The organism is Runella sp. SP2 (assembly GCF_003711225.1).
Taxonomy (GTDB): domain Bacteria; phylum Bacteroidota; class Bacteroidia; order Cytophagales; family Spirosomataceae; genus Runella.
This window is the reverse complement of record NZ_CP031030.1, coordinates 2,725,240-2,748,418: the sequence shown is the minus strand read 5'-3', so window position 1 is coordinate 2,748,418 and position 23,179 is coordinate 2,725,240. Positions and strand designations below refer to the sequence as shown.

The window sequence follows — 23,179 nt, the reverse complement described above, 5'->3', positions numbered from 1 at the left end:
GGGAAATAGCGGTTTCATTGCGTAAATTACCCCCAAATTCTAAAACCATTTTCGATGAAAAACCTCATTCCCAGCACCCTTGTGGTGTGTTTGGCTTTGGGAGGTTGTAAAACCACTCCCGAACAAACAAAAGTGCTCACCCAAGCCGAATATCCTGCCGCTCCCGTTGCTGCCAAAAAGCCACAGACTTTTACTAACCACGGCTACCAGCGCGTGGACGATTATTATTGGTTAAAGGATAAGTCCAATCCTGAAACCATTGCTTATCTGAAAGCTGAAAATGCCTATGCTGATACGGTGATGGCTTCGACCAAAGCGCTTCAAAAAACGCTTTTTGACGAAATGAAAGGCCGAATCAAAGAAGAAGACCAGTCGGTACCGTCGTTCGATAATGGATACTATTACTATTCTCGCGTTGGGAAAGGGCAGCAATACAGTGTTCATTGTCGCAAAAAAGGCAGTCTTGACGCCGCCGAGGAAGTCATTTTTGACGAAAACAAAATGGCCGAAGGAAAAGGGGCTTTTATCATGGGAGGCTATGAAGTAAGCGATAACAACAACATTGCGGCTTACGTCAGCAACACCACAGGTTCTTATGCTGAGTTTGAGCTACGTTTTCGGGATTTACAAACGGGCAAAGAGCTCCCCGACGTCATCAGTCGTATGGGTGGTAGCCTTGCGTGGGCGGCTGATAATCAAACAGTATTTTATTCGGTGCCAAATGCAGCCCTTCGTTCGCACAAAATTTATAAACATGTAGTCGGAAGTAAGGCCAAAGACGAACTTGTATATGAAGAAAAAGACGAGCTATTTAACTGCTACGTAGGTCGTTCAAAAACCAAACGCATCGTTGCGATTCAGTCGGGAAGTTTCACTAGCGGCGACACCCGTATCTTGCCCGCCGATCAGCCTAATGGTAAGTTTGTGCTGTTTTTGCCGCGCCAAAAAGATGTCGAATATAACATTACAGACCACCCCGCTCACTACTATGTGTCGTGGAAAGATCCACAAAACAAAAACCAAAAAATATACGAATTACCCAAAGAAGGCTACCAAAACCGCAGTACTTGGAAGGAGATTGTAGCGCATGACCCCAAGGCCAAAATAGAAGGGGTCGATATTTTTGAAAAATACATGGTCATCACCAAACGAGTCAATGGATTATTAGAGATGCAAGTACGGGAACTTGCCACAGGAACAACCAAAACTATATCGTTTCCAGAGCCTGTCTATACCGCTTATCCCATGGGCACGCCTGATTTTACTTCAACAAAATTCCGTTACGCTTACACTTCGCTTAACCGCCCCACTACTACCTACGACTACGACATGCTGACCAACAGCAGCACAAAGCTCAAAGAACGCGAAGTACCGAGTGGGTTTAATCCCGACGACTATGAGGTAAAGCGCCTTTGGGCAACGGCTAAAGACGGTGTTAAAGTCCCGATGGCTGTTGTACATAAAAAAGGAATCACACTCGATGGAACGAACCCTTGTTTATTGTATTCGTATGGGTCGTACGGGTATTCGTCGGATGCGGGTTTTAATGCCAATATCTTTAGCTTGGTCAACCGTGGTTTTGTCTATGTCATTGCGCAAATTCGTGGCGGGTCTGATTTGGGCGAACAGTGGTACGAAGATGGGAAATTGCAGAAGAAAATGAACACCTTTACCGATTTTATCGCCTGTGCCGAGCACCTCGTGAAAGATAAATATACGTCTCCAGAAAAATTAGCCATCAACGGCGGAAGTGCAGGGGGCTTGTTGGTGGGAGCCGTGACCAATCTACGCCCTGGTTTGTTTAAAGTAGTGGTGGCGGAAGTACCATTTGTCGATGTGATAAATACTATGCTCGACCCTAATCTTCCGCTGACAACCCAAGAATACGAACAATGGGGTAATCCCAACGTAAAAGCTGACTACGATTATATCATGACGTACTCACCCTACGACAACCTCAAAAAAGGGAATTATCCTAATATTTTGGCTACGGGTGGGTTAAATGATTCGCAGGTTGGCTTCCACGAGCCAGCCAAATGGGTCGCCAAAATACGGACGCTCAAAACTGACCAGAATGTAGTCCTTCTCAAAACCAACATGGACTCAGGCCACGGCGGTTCAACGGGGCGTTTTGATTACCTCAAAGACGAAGCCTTCAACTACGCTTTTATCCTTAGCCGATTGGGAATAGGGAAGTAAACAAGTTTGTTAACATCACACCACTAACCAATTTTTAATAAAATGATAGACATACTCATTCCTTTGGTTTCGCTCATTGCACTTGAAGTTATTCTTGGCATTGATAACATTATTTTTATATCCATTTTGGCGGATAAACTGCCAGAGAATCAGAGAAATAAGCTCAGGTTTTGGGGCATTTCTCTAGCTATGGTAATGCGACTTTGTTTATTGGCATTTATTTCTTGGATTTTAAAATTAGACCAAACGTTATTCACCCTGCTAGATATTCCATTTTCAGGGAAAGGGCTGATTTTGATTGGGGGAGGTTTGTTTCTTCTGTATAAAAGTACCAAAGAGATTTACCACAAGACAGAAGCCAACAAAAACGATACCGTTACAACTGCTAAAAAAAGCACATTTAATCAGTTGTTAGCCGAGGTTATCGTATTGGATTTGGTGTTTTCTATCGACTCTATTATTACGGCCGTTGGGATGGTTCAAGAACTTTGGGTGATGTACACAGCGGTCATTGTTACGGTGGTAATTATGCTAGTTGCTTCAAAACCAATTAGTGAATTTATCCGAAAGCACCCTTCTTTCAAGATACTGGCACTCTGCTTTTTAATGATGATTGGGGTGGCATTATTAGCCGAAGGATTTCATTTTGAAATTCCTAAAGGATATATCTATTTCTCGATGGCATTTGCCTTTTTGGTGGATATAATTCAGATGAAAACTATCAAGCCACAGAAGGATTAAAATAGCATTTAGACTTTCCAAGTTTCATAGTCAAACTTGGAAAGTTTTTTATATTTAAAAGTTTTTAGTCAACACAATATTCAACTGCCGATTTTCTTTGGCCGCTTTTTCGTCCATTTTACTGCCGACAACTACTCCCAAACCTAGTCCGATAGGTAAGCCTAGCCCTAAAAGCCCCATATTTTTGGTTGCAGCCCCTATAGCTACTCCAATAGGTATGCCAATAGCCGCCATACCCCTACTCATCCAAGTCGTTTGGTAGTAGTTTTTAGGGACAATTTTTACCTCTTTTGCCAAAAGGTTGACAATAGTTGATTGCTTCATTTTAATGAATTTCCCAAAGTCTGTTCCCGAACCCCTAAATGAGTTGATTTCATTTATTTCCGTATTGATGCGGTCGATGAGTTGGGAGGGAATTTCCTTCTTTCGTAACTCAGTTAACAAAGTACCAAATTGGTTGAAGGCATTTTCTAACTTGGCGGTGTTACTAAGGTCAATTGGAGAAGATAGATGCTTGATTTCCATGAGAGTGTTATTCTGGGGTTGTTAACTAACGACGTTCGTTAAAAGTTGTTTGCTGCTTTTGCATGGCAACCTGCCATCCAGCTGGAAAAATAGCCTGATTGTTTTCGGTCATGGCTTCCATTTTTTGTTGAATGGAGGCTTGAATTGTTTTTGGAAGTGAATAAAATGCTTTGTCCACTTGGGTTTCTCGTTCAAAATCCAGTACACCATTTTGGTGACGAATGGCGTATTTTTGGCCTTTGTAATAAATGATAAATTTGATTCTTCCGTCGTCGTATCCATTGGCGCCCGCTGTTCCATAAACAATGATAGGGTCAACTAACCCATCTTTATCAATGTCATTAAAACTGGTGTATTTTGTCCAAAACCAGATGTTACTTTCTTGCTTTTCTTTGGCAAGAACAAAATCATTGATCTCCCAAACTTTGACAAAAGAGGATTTTTCTACTTTTAAATTAACTGCTTTAATTTTAGTATGAAGAGTATCTTTTCTGTTTACTATTTTATCAATATTTTCGGTCAATAAACAATAATATTGGCCAGTTTTATCGGAGTATTTGTACGCGCGATAGATAGGGAAGTTGATAGCAAAGTTTTTTTGAACACTACTCGGAAATAGCGTGTTAATTTGCTCGTTTGTAAGTATTTCTACCTGAGAAAAAAGAGGGGTAAAAGAAGTTGTAATGAACAATAAAAATAGTAAGATACGCATAGAATACTAGGTTGTTAAAAGACTGGAAATTTTGGCCAATACCTTGCCAATTGGAAAAGTATCGACCAAAATGGAATAAAACTATTGCCCAATCACAATTTCTTTCTCTTGATAACCTCCCCGCGTCGAAAGCAGCTTAACTTTTGCTTTAACGCTTCCCGTTTGGTTGAGTTTTACACGAAAAACGCCTTCTTTGGTTTCATTAGGAGCCGTATAGCCCGCAAAAATGGTTTTATCAAACAAGGTTGGTTGTGTAATCACCACTTTTGCTTCTTCAAACCCTTTCAGTAGGTTTTTGTCGATGTCAAGGGTTAGGCGGTCTTCTTGAACGATTTTAACGCGTTTGGCTTGCTCAAGGGCAACGGGAAGTTTACCCGTATTGCTCCATTTAACTCGAATTTCGTATTCTTTGTTTGGAAGAGCTTTCACCGAAACATCTTTAAACTCCACTTGCGGAAGCTCTAAAGCCATCCCTAAGTTGAAAAGGGATTGTTTTGAAATCCAGGTTTCCAAGTTCCAGGCGGGGCCGTTTTGGGCAAAAAACTTGGGGTGAAAACCGCCAAGTTCGACTTCTCCCAAAACGGGGTGCGTAAATTTTGTCCAAGGTTTAAAGCCGTTCTTTTTATTGGCTTCATCGTCCCACATTAAGCCGTCGTATTCGTCATATTGACCATCTTTGTCGTAATCTTTCATGGCACCACCATTCCAAAGTTCATCGCCGTACCAGATAGAACCATAGTAAAAATACCCGAAATCGGGGCCGTGGCCAAAGAGAGGTTGGGGTTTAGAAGGGTCACCCGTGACGCGGTCGGTTTTGCTGCGAGTGGCGTACGTGTAATAGACATCGCCCGCCCACGGATAGTTGGTGTGCGAAAGCCCAAGGCTGTCCATGTGCTTGTAAATAGCAAGGTCAGCGGGAAACATACTTTCTTCGCTTTTCGACGTTGACGGTGGGCGCAGGTGCATGGGCACACGCGTATCCATCGAATTGACCACTGAAATATTAGGATGTTGGAGCAACCACAGTACTGTCGAACGTGTTTCAATTTCGCTCAACGGATACTCACCTGCCCCTCCTTGGGTATAACCGCGTCCTGTGAGGTCACCGCCTTGGTCGGGGCGCCAGTTTTCGGGGTAATTACGGTGATTATCAAGCCCTCCAATGCCGTCTTCGTTGTACTTGCCATCGCCGTCATTATCAATGCCCTCGGTATAAACGAGCCATTCTCCTTTTCCTTCTTGAACGCGTTTCATTAAACGAGGGTCGCGGGGGTCTAAGATAAAGTCAGCCTTTTCTTTTTCGGATTTGGTGACTGCTTTTTTACGAATTTGGTAAATCACGCCGTCGCCATCGAGGTCTTCTTCGGGGTCTTCGTCGAGCAATCCGTCACGATCATCGTCTTTGGGGTGCACGGTACTGCGATTTCGCTGGGCCGAAAACAAATACATGGTTGAGCCATCGGGATTATTTTCGGGACGTAAATAAATGGTTTTTGTATCAATCAGTTTGGTAATGGCGGCGTCTTTGCCATAGTTATCGAGGAGGTGTTTGGTTAGCCATAAAATCGCTTCGCTACTGGTAACTTCGCCACTGTGGCGGCCTGCCTCAAAGTAAGCTGCGGGTTTGTCGGTATGCTTACCCGTTTTTTTGTTGGTGAGGGTCATTTGAAGAATCGGGCGGCCTTCGTAGCTTTTGGCAACTTCGTATAAATCAACGAGATTGGGGTATTGTTCAGCCCATTTTCGATACCAATGGTACATCACATCGGGTGAGTGATAGACATCAAATGCAAGTTTGTCGGTGGGGGTGTACTGGACGTCTTTGAAATAATGTTTTTTGAAAAAACTTACGCCATGACGTTCTCCTTTGACGGTGTAGAATTTGTTAGCCGTGTCTTGTTCGGGCCATTTTGGTTCGGGGTAATAGGGTTTTTGAGCCCAAATACTGACAGAAATCAGTACGAGCGAAAGAGTAGAAAGGGTTTTCATTGGAATTTAGAGAGTGTTGTTGAATGGGCAAATTAGCTATTTTTGGCCAAAAATCTGTTACCATGAACGTTTTTCATCAATTAGAATCGACGCCCGAAAAGGAAATTTTCGGAGGTTGGTTTGGCCGTATGATTCACGGCGAGAATATGACTATTTCGTATTTTAGAGCAAAGGCGGGCAGTATATTGCCACGGCATTCGCATCCACACGAGCAAATTTCTACCGTGTTGGAGGGGGAACTCGAATTGACTATCGGAGAAGAAACCCGAATTTGTCGATTGGGTGATGTGGCTGTCATACCATCTAACGTTGAGCACCAAGCCCGTGCGCTAACTGACGTGCGTGTGATGGATGTTTTTGCCCCTGTTCGGGAGGATTATCGATAGAAAATGCGTTGTAATTTAACCTAACGAATAAAAATGAATCCAAAAAAAGTCGTGTCGCTAATTTTAGCAATCTTATTTGCGTATTTTACTCTGGTACAGTACAATGATCCTGATCCAGGACTTTGGATGCCGATTTACGGGATTGCCGTCGCGGCTAGTTTGAGTATATTTTTTGGGAAAGCCCCCAACCGCTACGTGTTTTTCATTTTGGCGGGAGCTTATTTTTTAGCGGCTTTTCAGCAGTGGCCACCTAAGTACGAAGGGGTATTTTGGGGAGAAATGGCCATGCGTTCCATCAACATCGAACTCGCCCGTGAGTCGTTGGGCTTGGCCATCAGTGCTTTAGGAATGGTTATTTTGGGCTTTTTACGGAATTAAGTTTCACCTTCCCGAAAGTGCGTTATACCTTCCCGAAAGTTCAAAACTTTCGGGAAGGTAATATCTTACTTGATTTTTACCTTAGTAGCTCCGTAGCCAAACTTCTCTTTTTGAGCGTCTTCGTAAAACTTTACGTTTTTGTGCTTGCTCATTCGACGGTGTAATTCTGTACGCAAAACTCCGTTTCCAACGCCGTGAATAAACGTAATTTCGTCCATTCCGCTGGCGATGGCTTTTTCGAGTTGCTGCTCAAAGGTCTTCAATTGAATCGCAATCATTTCGTTGTTATTCAACGCCAAAAAATCACGCGTCAGCTTTTCGATGTGTAAGTCAACGACCGAAGAAGGACGCTCAATGGGCAGAGAAACAGCGGGTTCAGGCTCATTTTTCTCCATCATTTTTTCTTTCAACTCCTGCGCATTGAGTGGCTGGTCTAATTTCTCGTCGGCATCGAGCTGAAAAAGGTATGCGTCCTTCTCAAGGATGGGTGCTTTGCGTTTATTATTGAAGAAAGTATTGGCCCTAAACTTAATACGCTTCGTAAGCGGAGCCCTTTCGGGAGAAAACCCAACGGTGAAATAGAGGCAATGAAACACAAACGTGCCCCAGTCTTCAAAATCTTTGATCAGTAATTCGTGGACTTTGATGGCACTTTTGGCCTTGAGATACCCCCCTGCAATGCCTCTTTGGTGGCGTTCGGTGGGAGTAGTGAGCGAATAAGGTAAATCCCAGTCGGTGTTATTGATGAGATGAAGCACAATTTCGCGGTCGTTGAGCGGAACAAACGCCATAAAAATTCCCTTTTCAGCACGGATACCCGTGGGGCGGCTATCGGTGGCTTTATCGGGAGTAGCTTGGGGCTTTACCGTACGAAAAGCCTGTGCTTCAACGGCTGAAACAACGGCCAATTCACGCTTTAAAACGGGCAAACGAAAACCGTCTTCGATTTCGATTTCGATGACGTTATTGGGTAAAATTCGGGTAACGATACCCTCTTCTTTGGAATGGATTAGTCGGACTTTATCGCCTATGTTCATTGTACTAATGTTCGTTGTTTTATTGTTTTTTGAAGCTTCATGACTCCTTTAGTCGTATTCTTCCTTCATTTTCATACAAAACGACTTCGTCCTCCAATAGTTCCCGCAGCGTTGCGATGGCGGCTTGTTCGTTTTTTAATCCAAAGGCCGCTACTAATTGCTGGGGAGTAAGCGGACTTAGCGACAAAAGTCGGAGCATTTCGGCCCGAATGGGGGCATGTTCGGCGGGGGATGCAGCTTTTTTCTTTTTGGCCAAACAATTATCGCAAATCCCACAATCAGCGTCGCTGGGTTCGCCAAAATAGTTTTGAAGCAATTGCGTTCGACAACGATTTTGTTGTTTTACATAACTAATCACGGCTGCAATTCGTTGCAAATCGGTTTTGTGCTTTTCTTCAATGGCCAAGGCATCGATGGGCATTTGAGAGGCGTCGAAGCGAGGAGTAGCAAAGCCAAATTGGGGTTTTACGCGCTGTTTGTCATACACAATCATGCCGAGGTCGTGAAGCCCTTGCAGGAGCTTGATTACATCGGTTTCCATCGTGTAATGTTTTTGACCAATGGCAGTTTCCGAAATGGGGACAAACTGACTAAACAACTCACCTCCGTACATGCGCAACAATAGTTTGATAAAACTGTCGTACTGCGGGTATTTGAGTTGGAGTTCGTACAAAGCTCGATTATCGACCGTAATATGAATTTTAGAAACGCTATTGTAGGCTTCGCTCAATTGTACAAAGCCCTCTTCTTCAAGGAGTTTAATGGCAAAGTGGGTTTCAGAGAGGGGCAACCCAAACGTGCCTGTAAAGTCTTGTAAGTCAAAGTCAAAGGTTTCAAATTCGCCTCCTCCTACGGGAACTTTATAGTAATTGGACAGTGCTTGATAGACCCGACGAAGAAAATCAGTGGGAGGATATTTTTGATCAACATTTCGGGCCAACTCGTCCAAATCGCGCTGAGAATAAAGGGCCACAGCGTAGGCGCGCTGCCCATCTCTCCCCGCCCTGCCCGCTTCTTGGTAGTAGGCTTCGAGGGTGTCGGGTAAATCAATGTGAATCACCGAACGCACGTCGGGTTTGTCGATACCCATGCCAAAAGCATTGGTGGCGACCATCACCCGCGAACGGTTACGAATCCAAGCTTCTTGCTTTTCGCTGCGTTGTTTATTGGGAACACCCGCATGGTAGAAATCAGCCCGAATGCCGTTCCGATTGAGCCAATCGGCAACCTCTTTGGTACGACGACGATTACGAACATAAATGATAGAACTTCCCTGTACGTTTTGTAAAATACGGAGCAGCCGAGCGTCTTTGTTTTCTTCAAAAAAGGCTGAATAGGAAAGGTTTGCCCGCGCAAAGGTCGATTGGAAAACGGCAGGCTCACGCATTTCCAACTTCTCACAAATGTCTTTCTTTACGGGGTCGGTGGCGGAAGCCGTCAGGGCAATCAGGGGAACCGTAGGAATCAACTGACGAAAAGCCGCAATTTGTAAATAGGCTGGGCGAAAATCATATCCCCATTGTGAAATACAGTGTGCCTCGTCGATGGCCAAAAGCGAAATTTTCATTTGCTTGACACGCGTCAAAAAAATATCGGTTCGGAGGCGTTCGGGCGAAACGTACAAAAATTTGGTCGTTCCGTGAATGCAGTTGTCGAGCACAATGTCGATTTCGTGCCAATTCATCCCCGAATAAATGGCCGCAGCCATGATACGCCGCCGTTTGAGTTGCTCTACTTGATCTTTCATGAGGGCAATCAACGGCGTAACGACAATACAAACACCCTCTTTGGCCAATGCAGGAACTTGAAAACACACCGACTTTCCCCCGCCCGTGGGGAGTAATGCGAGCGTATCTCGCCCCGACAAAATACTTTGTATAATATCTTCTTGTAGCGGACGAAACGAATCGTAATTCCAGTACTGTTTTAAAATATCGTAAATCATACTTCCCAAACGCCAATCGAAACGCAAAGGTAACAGTTGGGGTGGAAAAACGTCTTTCTCCCAAAAAAACAAGGCGCGACATTTGTCGCGCCTTGCCATGTGAATACAATATGGGGTTTTCTTATAGACCCAACGACTTCAAAACTTCAGTCACTTTCGCGGCTGCTTCTTTGAACTCAATGGCTGAAAAAACTTGCAAACCTGATTCGTTGATGATGCGGGCACCTTCTTCAGCATTGGTTCCTTGCAAACGGACGATGATAGGTACTGGAATGTTTCCGATGGCTTTGTAAGCTTCAACTACCCCTGTTGCTACACGGTCGCAACGAACGATACCACCAAAGATGTTGATCAAGATAGCTTTTACGTTCGGGTCTTTCAAGATAATACGAAAACCAGCTTCAACCGTTTTTGCGTTAGCGCCACCACCAACGTCCAAGAAGTTGGCAGGTTCACCACCTGATAATTTGATAAGGTCCATGGTAGCCATTGCCAAACCAGCACCGTTTACCATACAACCTACGTTTCCGTCAAGTTTTACATAGTTAAGGTTGCTTTCGCCAGCTTCAACTTCCAACGGGTCTTCTTCGTTTGTGTCACGCATGTCGGCTAGGTCGGCGTGGCGGATGAGCGCGTTGTCATCAAGGTTTACTTTGGCGTCAACGGCTAAGATTTTATCGTCAGAAGTTTTCAACACAGGGTTGATTTCAAACATGGCCGCATCCGATTCGATGTACGCACTGTAAAGCGCCGAAACAAATTTTACCATTTCTTTGAAAGCATTGCCAGTAAGGCCAAACGCAAACGCGATTTTGCGGGCTTGGAAACCTTGCAAACCTACGCGAGGATCTACCCACTCTTTGATGATTTTTTCAGGAGAGTGTTCGGCAACTTCTTCGATGTCCATACCACCTTCGGTACTTGCCATGATAACAGGGCAACCTTTGGCACGGTCAAGAAGAATTGACATGTAAAATTCTTTAGGCTCCGAAGCTCCAGGGTAGTAAGCGTCTTCTGCCAAGAAAATCTTGTTTACTTTTTTCCCTTCTGGGCCTGTCTGGTGCGTCACCAACACGTGTCCGAGGAGGTTAGTAGCTGTTTCACGAGCTTGGTCAGGTGATTTTACCACTTGAACGCCGCGTTGTTCGCTACCAACAATTTGACCCTTTCCGCGTCCACCTGCGTGGATTTGAGATTTGATAACGACAAACTTAGAATTTGTACGTTCTGCGATAGTGCGGTAGGCTTCTACTGCGCGTTCTGGGGTATCAACCACGATGCCGTCTTGGACTCTGACACCGTATTTTTTGAGTATTTCTTTTCCTTGGTACTCGTGGATGTTCATACTATTATTAGGTGAGTGTTTGTTTTTTATTAGTTTGGCCGTGCCAAATTACACAAAAGTTTTAACTTGATTATTGAATTTCGGCATATAATTCAACGTTATTTGTGAAACTAACCCTCAATGTCTTGCTAAAACGTCTCCTTTATAAATTCTGGAAATACCGCTTTATGGTATCTGAGCCCCCAATTATTACCATGCAGGGGCTCTATCCGCTACTTTTGCTCTTGTTGTTGAGTATGGTGGCTTTGACATACCACATGGTCAGAATTCAGTTCAAAGAAGCAGTTGATTTTTCAATGGATTGGAATTTATTTTTGAGCTGGATTCCGCTAATCGTCGCTTTTATCGTTGACATCACTGTCAAACGTTTTCATAAATGGTACGTATGGGTGGGTCTTTGGAGTGTGGTCTGGTTGTTGTTTTTTCCCAATGCCCCTTACATGATTACTGATTTGGTACATTTGTCGGTGGATATGGGGAGCGACCTTACTTGGCATGATATGATTATGCTTTTTTTCTATGCCGAAGTGAGCTTATTCAACGGGCTTGTCTCCGTGTATTGGATGCACCGAAGCTGGCAAAAAACCTATTCCAAAGCCATTGGAAACCTTTTGCTGCTCGTAAGCCTTCCTTTGGCAGGTTTTGGAATTTATTTAGGAAGAATTCGTCGGTGGAACAGTTGGGACATCCTGCATAATCCACAAGAACTGTTCAATGCCATTTGGCAAAGCCTTACCGACCGAACGGCGCTTATACTCAGCCTTGAGATTGGGGTATTGCTCGGAATGCTCTATTTGGTACTTTGGGCCTTGCTTCGTTTTAGAATTCGTCATATTAATGATGAGTAGCACAACATCCCGAAAGCTCTACAACATCCCGAAAGCTCCAAGCTTTCGGGATGTTAGGAACTTACTTAGTGCAAAACCTTTAAGCCTGCATTGGTGAATGCCTGAATAATCTCAGAAGATTGTTCATCGGTGATAAGTACGTTTACCAATTCTAAAGTGGCAAACGTCAGGTATTTGTCTTTGCCTAATTTTGAAGAATCACACAGTAAATAAGTGACTTGGGCGTTTGCGGCCATCGACAGCGTCATTTCGGCTTCTTTTTCACTTACCGCACTTAACCCTTTGTCCAACGAAATCCCCCCAACCCCCAAGAAAGCTTTGTCGGCTTGGTAGCGCCGAATGTGTTCGGTGGACATGCTACCGTGAACCGCTTGCCTTTCTGCATCCACTTCGCCGCCTATTAAATTGATGGAAACGGCGCTGTTGAGGAGTTCGTGAACAACGGGTAACGAATTGGTAATGACCTTTATTCGTTTGTCACGAATAAAGCTACACATCCTAAAAACAGTGCTTCCGCAATCCATAAAAATAACGTCCCCGTCTTGGATTTGTGCCGCTGCGATGCGACAAATATGGTCTTTTTTGTCGGCATTTACGGCTGATTTTTGAACAAAACTAATGGGTTGGTTGACCAAACTTAACCTCATAGCTCCTCCGTGGGTTCGATAAAGCAGGCCGTCGGCAGCCATTAATCCTAAATCACGACGCACAGTAATCTCCGACGTCTCTAGTACTTGTGCCAATTCCTTGACGTCAACGTCGCCTTTTTCATCCAATAGTTTAAGGATGATTTGCTTTCTGCTTTGATAACTCATGGATTTTGTTTTGATTTGTTCAAAAATAATCAATATTTATCAAAAATAATCATTTTTATGAATCCTAATGTTCAAATCATTGAGGAAAAATTGCTTTCGGACAATTGGTATGTTCTCAAAAAAATCACGTTCGATTACCAAAATAAATCGGGGCAATGGCAACGGCAGTCTCGTGAGGCGTATGACCGTGGCAATGGTGCGGTGATTTTGTTGTATCATCCCCAAAATAAAACGGTGATTTTAACGCGTCAATTCCGAATGCCTACTTACGTCAACGGAAACGAAACGGGAATGCTCATTGAAGCTTGCGCGGGGCTTTTGGACAAAGATAACGCGGAAGATTGTATTCGTCGAGAAACGGAAGAAGAAACGGGTTACCGAGTTTCGTCGGTGCGTAAGGTGTTTGAAGCCTACATGTCACCTGGTTCAGTCACCGAAATTCTTTACTTTTTTGTGGCCGAATACGAAGCTACCATGAAAGTAAACGAAGGAGGCGGGGCCGCACACGAGCAAGAAAACATAGAAGTGCTTGAGCTCCCGTTTGAACAAGCCCTAAATATGATAAAAACGGGGGAAATCAGGGATGGGAAGACAATAATGCTGTTGCAATACGCGAAATTAGAAGGGTTGATTTGAAAAATGTTCAATTGAGCCATTTGAAAATGTGATAATTTGAAAATTGAATTTCGTAAACTTTAATTTTCAAATTATCACATTCATGAATTTTCAAATTATCCTTTTTCCTTGTGGTAAAGGGTTAGTCCAGCGATGGGGGTTTCCATAATGTGCCCGATGGTCATGCCTTTGTCGGCAGCGACGCGGCGTAGAATGTCGTTGTAATAAAAAGCGACCGAACCAACGAAGTGAATTTTGTGCTGGTTGTAATTGGGTAGCTTGGCGACGTACTTGTCTAAAAACTCACCGAAGGCATCATAAACCAATTGATAAGCAAAGGGGTGGTTTCGATTATCAAAAAGGAATTTGGAAAAACTGGCGAAATAGCGGTTGGGAAATGGTTTTTTGTAGGCATTTTCCAACACGATTTCGCGGGTAAGTCCGTAACGTTTGGCAAATTTTTCGGCCAAGTCGGTAGGCATTTCTTTGTGTAAAAAGGCTAAAACGGCTTTTTTGCCTAAATGCCCACCACTACCTTCATCGCCGAGCCAAAATCCGAACGAAGGGATTTTGTCGGCAATGTTTTTGCCATCGTATAAGCAATTGTTGGAACCCGTTCCCAATATACAAGCAATGCCCGCTTGGTGTCCACAAAGGCCACGGGCAGCCCCCAACATATCACTATCGACTTCAATGTGATGCGCGGTTGGAAAAACGGCTTGCAAGCCTCGACGAACGATGGCACAAGGTTCTTCGCCAGCGCAGCCTGTGCCATAAAAGTATATTTCGGTTACTTCGCCAACGATGGAAGGCAAAAGGTTTTGTCGAAGTTCGTTGGCAATCGAATCAGAATCTTGAAAATAGGGATTGAGGCCAATGGTTTTAGCCTGTTGGACATTGTTTTCGTGATCGATAATTCGCCAGTCCGTTTTGGTCGAACCGCTGTCGGCAATTAATATCATTCGGAACTAGGTTATTAATGAAATGGAGGCTACAATAACGGGCGCAAAATTGGCTAATTCGTCGTCACGAACCAACTCTTTGAAAAAAATGTAATATAAACCTTATAGGTTTGCGTTTCCGTGGGAAAAAAAACTATAAGGTTTGGAAAAGTAAGACATATACGATGAATACTGTTCAGAATAAAAAAGTACGTTTTGAAGATTTAGGCACAATTGACTACCAAACGGCTTGGGATTATCAAGAAAAATTGTTGGCCGAAACCGTCGCCATCAAAACGCAAAACCGAAAACTTTCCGTTGAAGAACAACAGCTTACGCCCAATCATTTGTTGTTTTGCCAGCACCCCCACGTATACACCCTCGGTAAAAGTGGTCATCAAGAAAATTTATTGATGAACGACGAACAGCTGAACGCAGCGGGAGCGCAATTTTATAAAATAAACAGGGGAGGAGACATCACGTATCACGGGCCTGGGCAATTGGTTGGGTATCCTATTTTGGACCTGGAAAATTTCTTTACCGATATTCACAAATACATGCGCCTATTGGAAGAAGCCATCATTATGACTTGCGCCGATTATGGACTTTCGGCAGGACGAATTGACGGCCTGACGGGAGTTTGGCTAGGACATGAAGAGGGGCAAAATCCCCGTAAAATCTGTGCGATGGGCGTCAAGTGCAGTCGTTGGGTAACCATGCACGGATTTGCCTTTAACGTCAATACGGATTTGAACTTTTTTGGGAACATCATTCCCTGTGGTATTAGCGACAAAGCCGTCACCTCATTGCAGCAAGAGATTGGTAGAGAATTGGTTATGAGTGAAGTATCCGAGAAATTGAAAGGGCATTTGGCGGAATTGTTTGAAATGGAGTTATGATTTATTTTACCCAAACTTTGATTCCATTCATGGGCTTGAGCGTAATCAATGGAAACATTTTGGGGTTGTGGGTGTCGTCGGGTATGAACGTGAATCGTTTGAGTAAGGATGCTAAAATCAGTTGCATTTCGATGAGGGCAAATTGCTGACCAATACAGATGCGTGGCCCCGCGCCAAAGGGTAAATACGCAAATTTGGGGCGATTTTTGACGTTTTCAGGGGCGAAATGAGAGGGGTCAAAGGAAAGTGGTTGGTGCCAAAATTCGGGGTTACGGTGAAGCTCATACATGGGTAAAAATACAATGGTACCTTTCCGAATTTCAAAACCCTCAATTACATCATCAGCGATGGCTTCGCGAGCAACAGCCCAAGCGGGTGGGAATAACCGCAAACCTTCTTCCACCACCTGACGAGTATAAGTGAGTTGCAAAAGTTGTTCCCAAGTCGGAACAGTGTCAAAAATTGAACATTCTTCACGGATTTTTTGAACCACCTCTGGATGTTTCGATAGCTCCAACAACAACCAATTGAGGCCGTTGGCGGAAGTCTCATGCCCTGCGGCAAACATCGTAATTGCTTCATCCCGAACTTGCTGGTCGTTCATTTGCTGACCCGTTTCTTCGTCGGTACAGTCGAGGAGCATTTGTAAAAGGTCATCTTGCGGCTGACTCGAAGCACGGCGTTGTTCAATTATATCAAAAATGAGGCGATTAAAATAGCTCAAATCAGCCCGAAAACGACGATTAGCGCCGTTAATGGCCATCCAAGGCTTGAGAAAAGGCTTCCGAATATTGGCAATGATAAATTCTTGGGTACGGTTGATTTGCTGATAAATCGTTGCTTTATCTTCGTTGGTAATGGTGGTAAACAAGGTTCTGAGCGCAATGTCAGCAGTGATGGCCATCATTTTTTCGTCGAGGTCGATGGCTGATTGGTTTCGGTTCGCTTCAAAATCTTTGACAAACTGAGCGGTTAATTCTGCCATGATTTGATACAACCCCAGCATGCGTTCACGGTGAAAAACGGGTTGAATCAGACGCCGTTGCCGCAGCCAAAAGTCTCCTTCACTGGTTAGCAACCCTTTTCCGAGTACTTTGCTTAGTTCCGTAAATGCTTTCCCTTTGGCATAACCACGGTGGTTTTGCTGAAGAACGTGCCGAAAGAAAGCGGGGTCACGCGAAAAAATGATGTCTCTAAACAGCTGCAACCGAAAGGTATCACCACAGGCTGAAAAACCACTTCTGATAAATGAAAGCGGGTCTTTGGCAAATCGAAGTGGTATCGTTAGCGGGATTTTGCTGGGTTTATATGTTGGGAGTACAGGCATTTATGAATAGGTTGAAATTCATGTATTTATACTTTTTATAGTAAAATAGTTATATAAAAATGTAGATTTTATTTTTATATAAATCAAATAATTGAGGGAGACATAATTTGTTTTTTTTATTTAATAACTGCGTATTCAAAAATGGCTTATTTTTGTGTAATTTCAAAATATTGATATTTTTGTGAAAATTTAAGTAATTTTAACTATAAAAAAACACCGAAATGAGAGTCATAACAACTCTTCTCTTCTTTTTTGCTTTTAAGGCTGCTTTTTGCCAAAGTGTACAAATTAAGCCAAATGAAATTGTTGTGCCAACTGTTACTACATTTCCAACCAGTTCAACTGGTAGTTTTGTTTTTAAACTTCCTGAAAATGCCTTGTTTACTTACGATGGAACAAGCTGGAAGCAGTTACAGACCGTTTCTCAAGAAGGTTTTTCAAGTTCGATTGGTTCCTACAACAATTGTTGTACATACCCTAATTCACCTTCTGTTGCCTATTTAAACAGTCCAAGCTTTAAATATGGAAATGGTACATTGACAAATAATTCGTATCAAGTTGATAAAAGTGGTGTTTACCAATTTTCTGCCACATTTACAGCAGGTACATTCGACTCAAATCCTGTAAATTATTTCTTGACAATCTATATTTTTAAAAATAACACTATTTTTAGACTAAATTCTTTTACAAATTTGTCTTCAGCTACAAATTCTACTTCACAAACATCGGATTTTATCTACTTGAACTCTGGGGATATAATTCAACTGAAAATAGCCCATAATTACACAGGGGGGATGTCTCCTAATGCTAATGGTTCTCATTTTAGTTTAATAAAAATATACTAAAAGTCGGGGTTTATAATAATCGAACATCAGCTCATTGGAACCAACTCCACCTTCAAATACCCACCCGCTGCATTGGGCGGAGTGATGACTTGAGGAATGCCATTCACAATGTCGAGGGTTGGCTTGTGCGTATGTCCTGCCAAAATACCAAGCAAATTGGGACAAGAGAACACTTCTTTGTGGAATTGCAAGGTAGTCTGAGAATGACCCGTTTCAGGCCAGCGCTCGCGGCGTTCGAGTTGGTAATTCTTGTCGTTTTGGGCGTTCCATTTTGGGTGCCCGCAGCCAAATCCTAAAGAGCGTTCGGGGGCATAAAGTGGGATGTGAACCATGAGTACAATTGGTTGTTGGGTAACAACCTCTTTTCGAAAAAAAGCCAACTGTTCAGGGGTAATTTGGTACGTAGAATTATCAAGTGCCAGAAATCGGATGCCATTGATTTCGCGAGTGCTCATCAAAGGATGGTTATTTTGGTACATTGGTCGAAGTCTTTTTTGTATCCAAATATCTCTCAACGAATGACTTGAGCCTTCCATACCTTCGTAATGCCAATCGTGGTTTCCTGTCACGTAGAGGTGGGGAAGTTGCGCTTCCTTTAGCTGAGACGCCACCCATTCTACGGCAGCCTCCGAAGGAAAACTGAAAATGTCACCAATTAAAGCGACCAATTTGGATTGATCTTGTTTGGCTATTTCAAGCGTTTTCCGAAAGCTCTCCTCTGGGTTTGTAGGTGTTCCTGTTTGAAAATGAATGGTTTGGTTGTAGGCTTTGGCCATTCTTCCGCTGAATTGCTGAAAAGGAACGCCGCGCTCATCGTCTTTAAACAAGTGCGTATCCGCCAGCATCGTTATGTTAAAACGTTCTTTGATGGCTGAGTGGTAAAAGCGCACTACGTTTCCATCGAGCGCAAAACTGCCCCGATTTTGCTCGGAAGCGATGTTCGGAACTTTCAATCTTGACACGCTTAGGAGTGCCATTCCGCTTTTTAGGATATTTCTTCTCTTCATTTGGTTTAGCGTTTAATGGTAGTTAAATAGAGTGTTTTGGCTTCTTCCAATGCCTTAAAGATTTTAGCACGTTCACTCGTGAGCGACTCCATTAAACTGGGCTTTTGTCGAAACAATCGAAGGGCTTGCCAAAGGTGAGTAAGTCGAGTAAGACGATCCCAATACCAAAGCACAAAATAACCAAGGAGAGGTAGCGATACGACAAAAACGAGGGTAACCCAGCGCTGCTGAAATAGGGAGTGGACAATAAATGCTTCAAAACTATAAAAAATCGGGAAAAGTAAAATCCCAACGGTCATCATGATTGGGGCGCGATAGCTAATGTCTGACGAAATCAGGCGTGCAATCTTTGAAGGTAAAATATAGGGTATATAGTTGGTAATGAGGCCAATTAAATACAAAGGAAGGCCAAGTAAAAGCGTTAAAAGTGTGCTGCTCAGGTGGTTATACAGTCGTTTGGTTTGGGTGAAAATTCGGTCAGAAAGGTGAAGTTTTTGAAGTGATTCTAAATAATTTGTCATTCTCACTTGCAGTGATTTTAGCCTGTCAGGATGCTGTGTTTCAAAAAATCGAACAGCGGTAATCAGCTGTTTAATGAGCCCAAATTCGTCTTTTTTTACTTTTTGGTTGAGTTGAAGTTCATCAAAAAGCTGGTTTTTGTACAGTTTTTCTACCTGCAATACCAAGCTATCCTCTTCGGCATCTTCGGTGATAATGACGGTTTCTGTAAGTCGTTGCTGAATCAAATCGGTCAGGGTTTCAACGGCTTCAAACGAATCGGGACGGTAACTTTCCTTAAAATCACGAACGTGAATGGGCTCTCCTACGTTGACAAAAACCTCCGACCGAAAGTGCGTTGGGTCAGAATAATTGAGACCGATGGGTAAAATTTGAACCCCTAAATTAAACCCGTGTTCAGCCTCAGCACCAAGGGCAATGCGGGCCGTTCCTGTTTTTATCTCTCTCAAACGTCGCTCAATTTCGCTTGTTCCCTCGGGAAAAATCAAAATAGTTCCTTTGGTTTCTAAATAATCATAACAGCGCTGAAAAGTTCGCTTGTTGAGTTCGGCGGGCGAAAGTGTGCTGGTCGCTGTGTCCTTTTTTCGATACACAGGTATGACATGAAAGTACCTAAAAATGGGGGTCGTAAACCGATTGAAGATGCTGCCATTGGCAATAAAGGCGACCCGTTGCCGCACCAACGTAGCGATAATGAGCGGATCCATGAAGGTGTTTGGGTGGTTTACGGCCAAAATAAGTGGCCCTTTCGCCCGATGCAACTTATCAAGTCCATCCACCTGAAACCGTCGAAAAAATATTCTAAGAGCGACTTTAAGGATACATTTTAAAAAGGTGTACAAAAGCATAGAGGCAAAGGGCTTCGGTTTTTGCTCAAATTAACACTTTTTGTTTACATTTATAAAGAAGGGTTATTTTGAGGTAGCTTTGCCCTCTGCACATGACTATTTTATTTAAACCCCTTCTCAACAATCACTCTTACAATACCATTGAAGGCACTTGTGGGAAGCAACCATCGCAAGAAAAGTAGCATAGAGGATTGATTACTAGAAGGATAGCGAAGTTTGTATGATGAGTCGTTGGCGGCTTTAAAAATCGTCTTAGCAACTGTCTCTGGGCCTGGAGCGTTGACATAGGCGTCGGCACCATTCTTAAACGTAACTTTTTCGTAGGTATCATATTCGTCAAATCCTTTTTGGTCAAACAAGACCATAGACGTTTCTAAAAACTCAGTTTTGATAGCGCCAGGTTCAACATTTTTTACTCGGATATTAAACGGGCGAAGCTCATATTGCAAGGCTTCGGCCCACCCTTCAATGGCCCATTTGGTGCCGTGATAAACGCTGTAAATCGGGAACGTAATTCGCCCACCCATAGAGGTGACGTTGATGATAGTTCCAGCCCGTTTTTTTCGGAAATAGGGTAAAATCTCCCGAACGACATTCATAACCCCGAACACATTGGTATCAAACTGTTTTTGCACCTGTTCGGGCGTCGATTTTTCAAAAATTCCTACCGCTCCGTACCCTGCATTGTTTACGATAACATCAATTCCACCAAAATCGGCGATAGCTCCTTTGAGGGCTTGTTGAATACTCGCGGTATTGGTAACATCAAGAGCATACAATCGGACATTGGGTAACTTAGTGAGTTCGGTTTCCTTTTGAGGGCTACGCATAGTGGCAGCTACGTTCCAGCCTTGTTGGGCAAAATACTGTACAGTGGCTTTTCCAATTCCTGAAGAAGCTCCTGTGATTAATATGGTCTTTTTCATTGGTTTGTTTATTTTTATGAATTAATATTCATTAAAAGTCTCAAAAAAATACGATTTGGACTAAACCGTACTTTCATTTTGAATAAAAAATACTAGGCACGAATACCGTCCCAGATGACGCTGAAGGTCATTTCCCAATCACTGCTAGAGATAGGTGTTTTTGTATAAATAACTTGTTTGGCTAGTTCATTAAGCATTCCGCAAACAAGCGTTACGAGTAGCTCTGGATTCGCATCTTTGATTAAACTTTGGCGTTGTCCTTCGAGTACAAGTTGGTAAATTGGTTGTAACGCGTGGTCTTCTTCTTTGCGGGTTGTATCGTCTTCTTGAAAATATGGCGAGCGAAAATATTGTTCTAAAAAAGCGCCGTATTCTGGGTTTTGAATATTGTTTTCCAGAAAATTACGGGCCATTTTTTTAATCTTTATTTTCAAAGGTTCATCACCCGTGAGTTCTTGGGTAAGGTCGTTGGTATTTTCGTGCATTAGGTACAAATACAACTCCCGAATCAACTGATTTTTGTCTTCAAAATAAATATAAACAGTACCCGTCGCTACTCCTGCTTCCTTGGCTAAGTCCGACATTTTGAGGCCAGCCAAGCCCACACGGGCAATCATCTTTAGGGCGGTCTTCAGGATCAATTGTACTTTACTTTCGTCTTTTGATCTCATTAGGTTTCGGTAATCTGTTTGCTACGTTTAATGAGTAATGCAACAAAAATACATGAATATAAATTCAATAAAAAGAAGTGTTGTGAATTATTTTTCATTTTTGGAAGCATTTATTAACTCGTACGCACGTTCGATGTCCAAATCGCGGGCTTTTTTGACATCTTCAAAACGGTACTCGACGGGGTAATTGGGCTGAACCCCATGGCCAATATCAGCGCCAGGAATGTGAAGAAGCAACTTAAACACGGGAATACGCACCTTTGCCTGTGTGTGCGGAAGGGTCAAGTAAGGTGAAATAAATGCATTGCAACCGTGACGGCCTCCGCCTGTTTCGCGACCAATAACCACCGCCCTCGGGTTGTATTGTTGAATCATGGACGGAAAAATGGATGCTGCCGAAAATGACCCGCCGTTGGTCAACAGATATACTTTTCCTTTAAAGCCATTTTTAGAGGTTGGTTTTTGAACACGTCGGGCAGAACGACTGCTTCGTTGCCCGTTGGGCAATTTTTTTGACCAAAAATAGCGCGTGTACCATCTCGAAAACTTGTGGCTGTAGTAACGATGGTAGGAAGGACGGAGTGTAAGTGCATTGGCCGAATCATACACTACGTAATTAGATTCCAATAAATACGACATCAAATTAATGCTCGCGTCTGATTTTCCACCGCCATTGGCACGTAAATCAATGATCAAATGTTTGATATTCTGGGTTTTTAATGCTTTGAATGAACGGCGATAAAATCGACGATAATGGTTGTCACTAAAAGTGTTGATGTCTAAAATAGCCACCGTGCTGTCTTTTTCAGATTGCTTCAAAGTGCGCAGTTTTGGATTGGTTTTGACCATCAATTTGGGCGTTGCTTCGGGCGTTTTTGGTGGTTGATTGCTGGCAGGTTTGACAGGAGTGCTGGCCTTTTTGGTGGGCTTAGGCGGTTTATTAAAACTAAGTTTAAGATCTCTTTTTTTACCTAACGAATCTTGTACAGTTACTTCAAATGTTTCTTTATTTCCGTAGAGATAGCGATAAAAACCACCAAAGTTGCCGTTGATAACCGTCGTTTTAAACGTTTGATTGTAGCCGTCGGAAGGAACGAGTTGGCGCATTTTTGCAATAATATCAGCCGCAGGTTGCCCATCAATGGATACTACTTCGGTGCCAACGACCAGGCTAGTGTCGTCTGTTCGATTTTGAAGAATACGAAGCTTGTTTTCAACGTAATACAGCCCCAAAGGAAATTCTTTTGGTTTGTTTTTTTTGATGTATTTTGAATACCCTTTCGACGGATAAATATCGGTATGACCACAACGGATGTACGAAAAGATGGGGTTGACCGTGCGCCGAAACTCTAGCTCCGTCATGGGATGGTCGAGCAACTTTTCAGTTTGGTCAAAAACCAAACGAATAGAATCAGGGGAAGTGTAACGATAAATTCCTGGGTGAGATTCTTCCAACGCATGACGCATGAGCTTAAAATCTTGCTTGATTTGTTCGACACTGTAGGTAGCATCAGGAATGTATTTGCGGCTACATGAACTGAGTAGAAGAAAAAGTCCAAACAGGGCGAGGACGAATTGTTTTTTTAGGGTCATGATTGATTGTAATATTCATTGACTGCTTTACAAAAAAATACATAAATTGCTTCAAAACAAAAAACCTA

The 23,179-nt window shown here is 43.0% G+C and carries 22 protein-coding genes; 8 read left to right on the top strand and 14 right to left on the bottom strand.

Going from position 1 to position 23,179, the window contains the following annotated elements; translation table 11 throughout:
- The first annotated feature begins 54 nt into the window (after positions 1-54).
- Both DTQ70_RS11550 and DTQ70_RS11545 read left to right on the top strand, forming a co-directional pair.
- On the top strand, positions 55-2,199 hold the full coding sequence (locus tag DTQ70_RS11550) for a S9 family peptidase (RefSeq protein ID WP_122930938.1): 2,145 nt from the start codon (positions 55-57) through the stop codon (positions 2,197-2,199).
- Between the two features lie 42 nt (positions 2,200-2,241).
- The gene (locus tag DTQ70_RS11545) at positions 2,242-2,940 is read left to right on the top strand and encodes a TerC family protein (protein ID WP_122930937.1); all 699 of its coding nucleotides are present in this window, start codon (positions 2,242-2,244) and stop codon (positions 2,938-2,940) included.
- A 54-nt stretch (positions 2,941-2,994) separates the two neighbouring features.
- Here DTQ70_RS11545 and DTQ70_RS11540 read toward each other — a convergent pair whose 3' ends face one another.
- The 3 genes from DTQ70_RS11540 to DTQ70_RS11530 form a co-directional block, all read right to left on the bottom strand.
- Complete coding sequence (locus tag DTQ70_RS11540; protein ID WP_122930936.1) at positions 2,995-3,465, bottom strand: hypothetical protein; 471 nt, start codon at positions 3,463-3,465, stop codon at positions 2,995-2,997.
- A gap of 25 nt (positions 3,466-3,490) precedes the next feature.
- Positions 3,491-4,177, bottom strand: coding sequence for a M949_RS01915 family surface polysaccharide biosynthesis protein (locus DTQ70_RS11535; RefSeq protein WP_122930935.1), 687 nt, complete (start codon positions 4,175-4,177; stop codon positions 3,491-3,493).
- Positions 4,178-4,258: 81 nt separating this feature from the next.
- Positions 4,259-6,166, bottom strand: coding sequence for a M14 family metallopeptidase (locus DTQ70_RS11530; protein WP_122930934.1), 1,908 nt, complete (start codon positions 6,164-6,166; stop codon positions 4,259-4,261).
- A gap of 62 nt (positions 6,167-6,228) precedes the next feature.
- On the opposite strand from DTQ70_RS11530, the gene DTQ70_RS11525 reads away from it, so the two are divergent.
- Entirely contained in the window at positions 6,229-6,552 is a 324-nt protein-coding gene (locus DTQ70_RS11525; protein ID WP_122934376.1) for a cupin domain-containing protein, read from the top strand.
- Positions 6,553-6,585: 33 nt separating this feature from the next.
- On the top strand, positions 6,586-6,930 hold the full coding sequence (locus tag DTQ70_RS11520) for a transmembrane 220 family protein (protein WP_122930933.1): 345 nt from the start codon (positions 6,586-6,588) through the stop codon (positions 6,928-6,930).
- 65 nt (positions 6,931-6,995) lie between these two features.
- Here DTQ70_RS11520 and DTQ70_RS11515 read toward each other — a convergent pair whose 3' ends face one another.
- The 3 genes from DTQ70_RS11515 to sucC form a co-directional block, all read right to left on the bottom strand.
- Positions 6,996-7,967: a Smr/MutS family protein gene (locus DTQ70_RS11515; protein ID WP_122930932.1), complete on the bottom strand. Its 972-nt coding sequence runs from the start codon at positions 7,965-7,967 to the stop codon at positions 6,996-6,998.
- 37 nt (positions 7,968-8,004) lie between these two features.
- Positions 8,005-9,912 carry an ATP-dependent DNA helicase RecQ gene (locus tag DTQ70_RS11510; RefSeq protein WP_122934375.1) on the bottom strand — a complete coding sequence of 636 codons (1,908 nt, stop codon included), beginning with the start codon at positions 9,910-9,912 and terminating at the stop codon, positions 8,005-8,007.
- 121 nt (positions 9,913-10,033) lie between these two features.
- A complete protein-coding gene (sucC, locus tag DTQ70_RS11505) occupies positions 10,034-11,257 on the bottom strand; it encodes an ADP-forming succinate--CoA ligase subunit beta (RefSeq protein WP_122930931.1) in 1,224 nt (407 codons plus the stop codon).
- A 125-nt stretch (positions 11,258-11,382) separates the two neighbouring features.
- On the opposite strand from sucC, the gene DTQ70_RS11500 reads away from it, so the two are divergent.
- Complete coding sequence (locus DTQ70_RS11500; protein WP_122934374.1) at positions 11,383-12,105, top strand: DUF1361 domain-containing protein; 723 nt, start codon at positions 11,383-11,385, stop codon at positions 12,103-12,105.
- Between the two features lie 65 nt (positions 12,106-12,170).
- Here DTQ70_RS11500 and DTQ70_RS11495 read toward each other — a convergent pair whose 3' ends face one another.
- Complete coding sequence (locus DTQ70_RS11495; RefSeq protein WP_122934373.1) at positions 12,171-12,920, bottom strand: DeoR/GlpR family DNA-binding transcription regulator; 750 nt, start codon at positions 12,918-12,920, stop codon at positions 12,171-12,173.
- Positions 12,921-12,977: 57 nt separating this feature from the next.
- Between DTQ70_RS11495 and nudK the strand changes: the two genes are divergently transcribed.
- On the top strand, positions 12,978-13,556 hold the full coding sequence (nudK, locus tag DTQ70_RS11490; RefSeq protein ID WP_122934372.1) for a GDP-mannose pyrophosphatase NudK: 579 nt from the start codon (positions 12,978-12,980) through the stop codon (positions 13,554-13,556).
- Between the two features lie 95 nt (positions 13,557-13,651).
- Here nudK and DTQ70_RS11485 read toward each other — a convergent pair whose 3' ends face one another.
- Positions 13,652-14,497: an N-acetylglucosamine kinase gene (locus DTQ70_RS11485; protein ID WP_122930930.1), complete on the bottom strand. Its 846-nt coding sequence runs from the start codon at positions 14,495-14,497 to the stop codon at positions 13,652-13,654.
- Between the two features lie 164 nt (positions 14,498-14,661).
- Here DTQ70_RS11485 and lipB point away from each other — a divergent pair, with 164 nt between their 5' ends.
- Positions 14,662-15,375 carry a lipoyl(octanoyl) transferase LipB gene (gene lipB, locus DTQ70_RS11480; protein ID WP_122930929.1) on the top strand — a complete coding sequence of 238 codons (714 nt, stop codon included), beginning with the start codon at positions 14,662-14,664 and terminating at the stop codon, positions 15,373-15,375.
- A 1-nt stretch (position 15,376) separates the two neighbouring features.
- Here lipB and DTQ70_RS11475 read toward each other — a convergent pair whose 3' ends face one another.
- A complete protein-coding gene (locus DTQ70_RS11475; RefSeq protein ID WP_122930928.1) occupies positions 15,377-16,702 on the bottom strand; it encodes a cytochrome P450 in 1,326 nt (441 codons plus the stop codon).
- Positions 16,703-16,923: 221 nt separating this feature from the next.
- Here DTQ70_RS11475 and DTQ70_RS11470 point away from each other — a divergent pair, with 221 nt between their 5' ends.
- Complete coding sequence (locus DTQ70_RS11470) at positions 16,924-17,547, top strand: hypothetical protein (protein WP_122930927.1); 624 nt, start codon at positions 16,924-16,926, stop codon at positions 17,545-17,547.
- 26 nt (positions 17,548-17,573) lie between these two features.
- On the opposite strand, the gene DTQ70_RS11465 is transcribed toward DTQ70_RS11470, so the two are convergent.
- The 5 genes from DTQ70_RS11465 to DTQ70_RS11445 all read right to left on the bottom strand — a co-directional run bounded on the left by DTQ70_RS11465 (position 17,574) and on the right by DTQ70_RS11445 (position 23,111).
- Positions 17,574-18,554, bottom strand: coding sequence for a metallophosphoesterase (locus tag DTQ70_RS11465; RefSeq protein WP_122930926.1), 981 nt, complete (start codon positions 18,552-18,554; stop codon positions 17,574-17,576).
- A 5-nt stretch (positions 18,555-18,559) separates the two neighbouring features.
- Entirely contained in the window at positions 18,560-19,921 is a 1,362-nt protein-coding gene (locus tag DTQ70_RS11460) for a 1-acyl-sn-glycerol-3-phosphate acyltransferase (RefSeq protein ID WP_122930925.1), read from the bottom strand.
- A gap of 101 nt (positions 19,922-20,022) precedes the next feature.
- The gene (locus DTQ70_RS11455) at positions 20,023-20,847 is read right to left on the bottom strand and encodes an SDR family oxidoreductase (RefSeq protein WP_122930924.1); all 825 of its coding nucleotides are present in this window, start codon (positions 20,845-20,847) and stop codon (positions 20,023-20,025) included.
- 92 nt (positions 20,848-20,939) lie between these two features.
- Positions 20,940-21,518, bottom strand: a complete 579-nt coding sequence (locus DTQ70_RS11450) for a TetR/AcrR family transcriptional regulator (RefSeq protein WP_122930923.1) — start codon at positions 21,516-21,518, stop codon at positions 20,940-20,942.
- An 87-nt stretch (positions 21,519-21,605) separates the two neighbouring features.
- Positions 21,606-23,111: a S41 family peptidase gene (locus DTQ70_RS11445; RefSeq protein ID WP_122930922.1), complete on the bottom strand. Its 1,506-nt coding sequence runs from the start codon at positions 23,109-23,111 to the stop codon at positions 21,606-21,608.
- Between the last annotated feature and the right edge of the window lie 68 nt (positions 23,112-23,179).

What these genes read in the sequence shown, in the direction of transcription:
- DTQ70_RS11545 (WP_122930937.1), top strand. Translation starts at nt 2,242, where the DNA reads ATGATAGACATACTCATTCCTTTGGTTTCGCTCATTGCACTTGAAGTT.
- DTQ70_RS11520 (WP_122930933.1), top strand. Translation starts at nt 6,586, where the DNA reads ATGAATCCAAAAAAAGTCGTGTCGCTAATTTTAGCAATCTTATTTGCG.
- DTQ70_RS11530 (WP_122930934.1), bottom strand. Translation starts at nt 6,166, where the DNA reads ATGAAAACCCTTTCTACTCTTTCGCTCGTACTGATTTCTGTCAGTATT.
- DTQ70_RS11540 (WP_122930936.1), bottom strand. Translation starts at nt 3,465, where the DNA reads ATGGAAATCAAGCATCTATCTTCTCCAATTGACCTTAGTAACACCGCC.
- sucC (WP_122930931.1), bottom strand. Translation starts at nt 11,257, where the DNA reads ATGAACATCCACGAGTACCAAGGAAAAGAAATACTCAAAAAATACGGT.
- DTQ70_RS11445 (WP_122930922.1), bottom strand. Translation starts at nt 23,111, where the DNA reads ATGACCCTAAAAAAACAATTCGTCCTCGCCCTGTTTGGACTTTTTCTT.
- DTQ70_RS11510 (WP_122934375.1), bottom strand. Translation starts at nt 9,912, where the DNA reads ATGATTTACGATATTTTAAAACAGTACTGGAATTACGATTCGTTTCGT.
- DTQ70_RS11515 (WP_122930932.1), bottom strand. Translation starts at nt 7,967, where the DNA reads ATGAACATAGGCGATAAAGTCCGACTAATCCATTCCAAAGAAGAGGGT.
- DTQ70_RS11485 (WP_122930930.1), bottom strand. Translation starts at nt 14,497, where the DNA reads ATGATATTAATTGCCGACAGCGGTTCGACCAAAACGGACTGGCGAATT.
- DTQ70_RS11465 (WP_122930926.1), bottom strand. Translation starts at nt 18,554, where the DNA reads ATGAAGAGAAGAAATATCCTAAAAAGCGGAATGGCACTCCTAAGCGTG.
- DTQ70_RS11450 (WP_122930923.1), bottom strand. Translation starts at nt 21,518, where the DNA reads ATGAGATCAAAAGACGAAAGTAAAGTACAATTGATCCTGAAGACCGCC.
- DTQ70_RS11460 (WP_122930925.1), bottom strand. Translation starts at nt 19,921, where the DNA reads ATGCTTTTGTACACCTTTTTAAAATGTATCCTTAAAGTCGCTCTTAGA.
- DTQ70_RS11495 (WP_122934373.1), bottom strand. Translation starts at nt 12,920, where the DNA reads ATGAGTTATCAAAGCAGAAAGCAAATCATCCTTAAACTATTGGATGAA.
- DTQ70_RS11455 (WP_122930924.1), bottom strand. Translation starts at nt 20,847, where the DNA reads ATGAAAAAGACCATATTAATCACAGGAGCTTCTTCAGGAATTGGAAAA.
- nudK (WP_122934372.1), top strand. Translation starts at nt 12,978, where the DNA reads ATGAATCCTAATGTTCAAATCATTGAGGAAAAATTGCTTTCGGACAAT.
- DTQ70_RS11470 (WP_122930927.1), top strand. Translation starts at nt 16,924, where the DNA reads ATGAGAGTCATAACAACTCTTCTCTTCTTTTTTGCTTTTAAGGCTGCT.
- lipB (WP_122930929.1), top strand. Translation starts at nt 14,662, where the DNA reads ATGAATACTGTTCAGAATAAAAAAGTACGTTTTGAAGATTTAGGCACA.
- DTQ70_RS11550 (WP_122930938.1), top strand. Translation starts at nt 55, where the DNA reads ATGAAAAACCTCATTCCCAGCACCCTTGTGGTGTGTTTGGCTTTGGGA.
- DTQ70_RS11535 (WP_122930935.1), bottom strand. Translation starts at nt 4,177, where the DNA reads ATGCGTATCTTACTATTTTTATTGTTCATTACAACTTCTTTTACCCCT.
- DTQ70_RS11525 (WP_122934376.1), top strand. Translation starts at nt 6,229, where the DNA reads ATGAACGTTTTTCATCAATTAGAATCGACGCCCGAAAAGGAAATTTTC.
- DTQ70_RS11475 (WP_122930928.1), bottom strand. Translation starts at nt 16,702, where the DNA reads ATGCCTGTACTCCCAACATATAAACCCAGCAAAATCCCGCTAACGATA.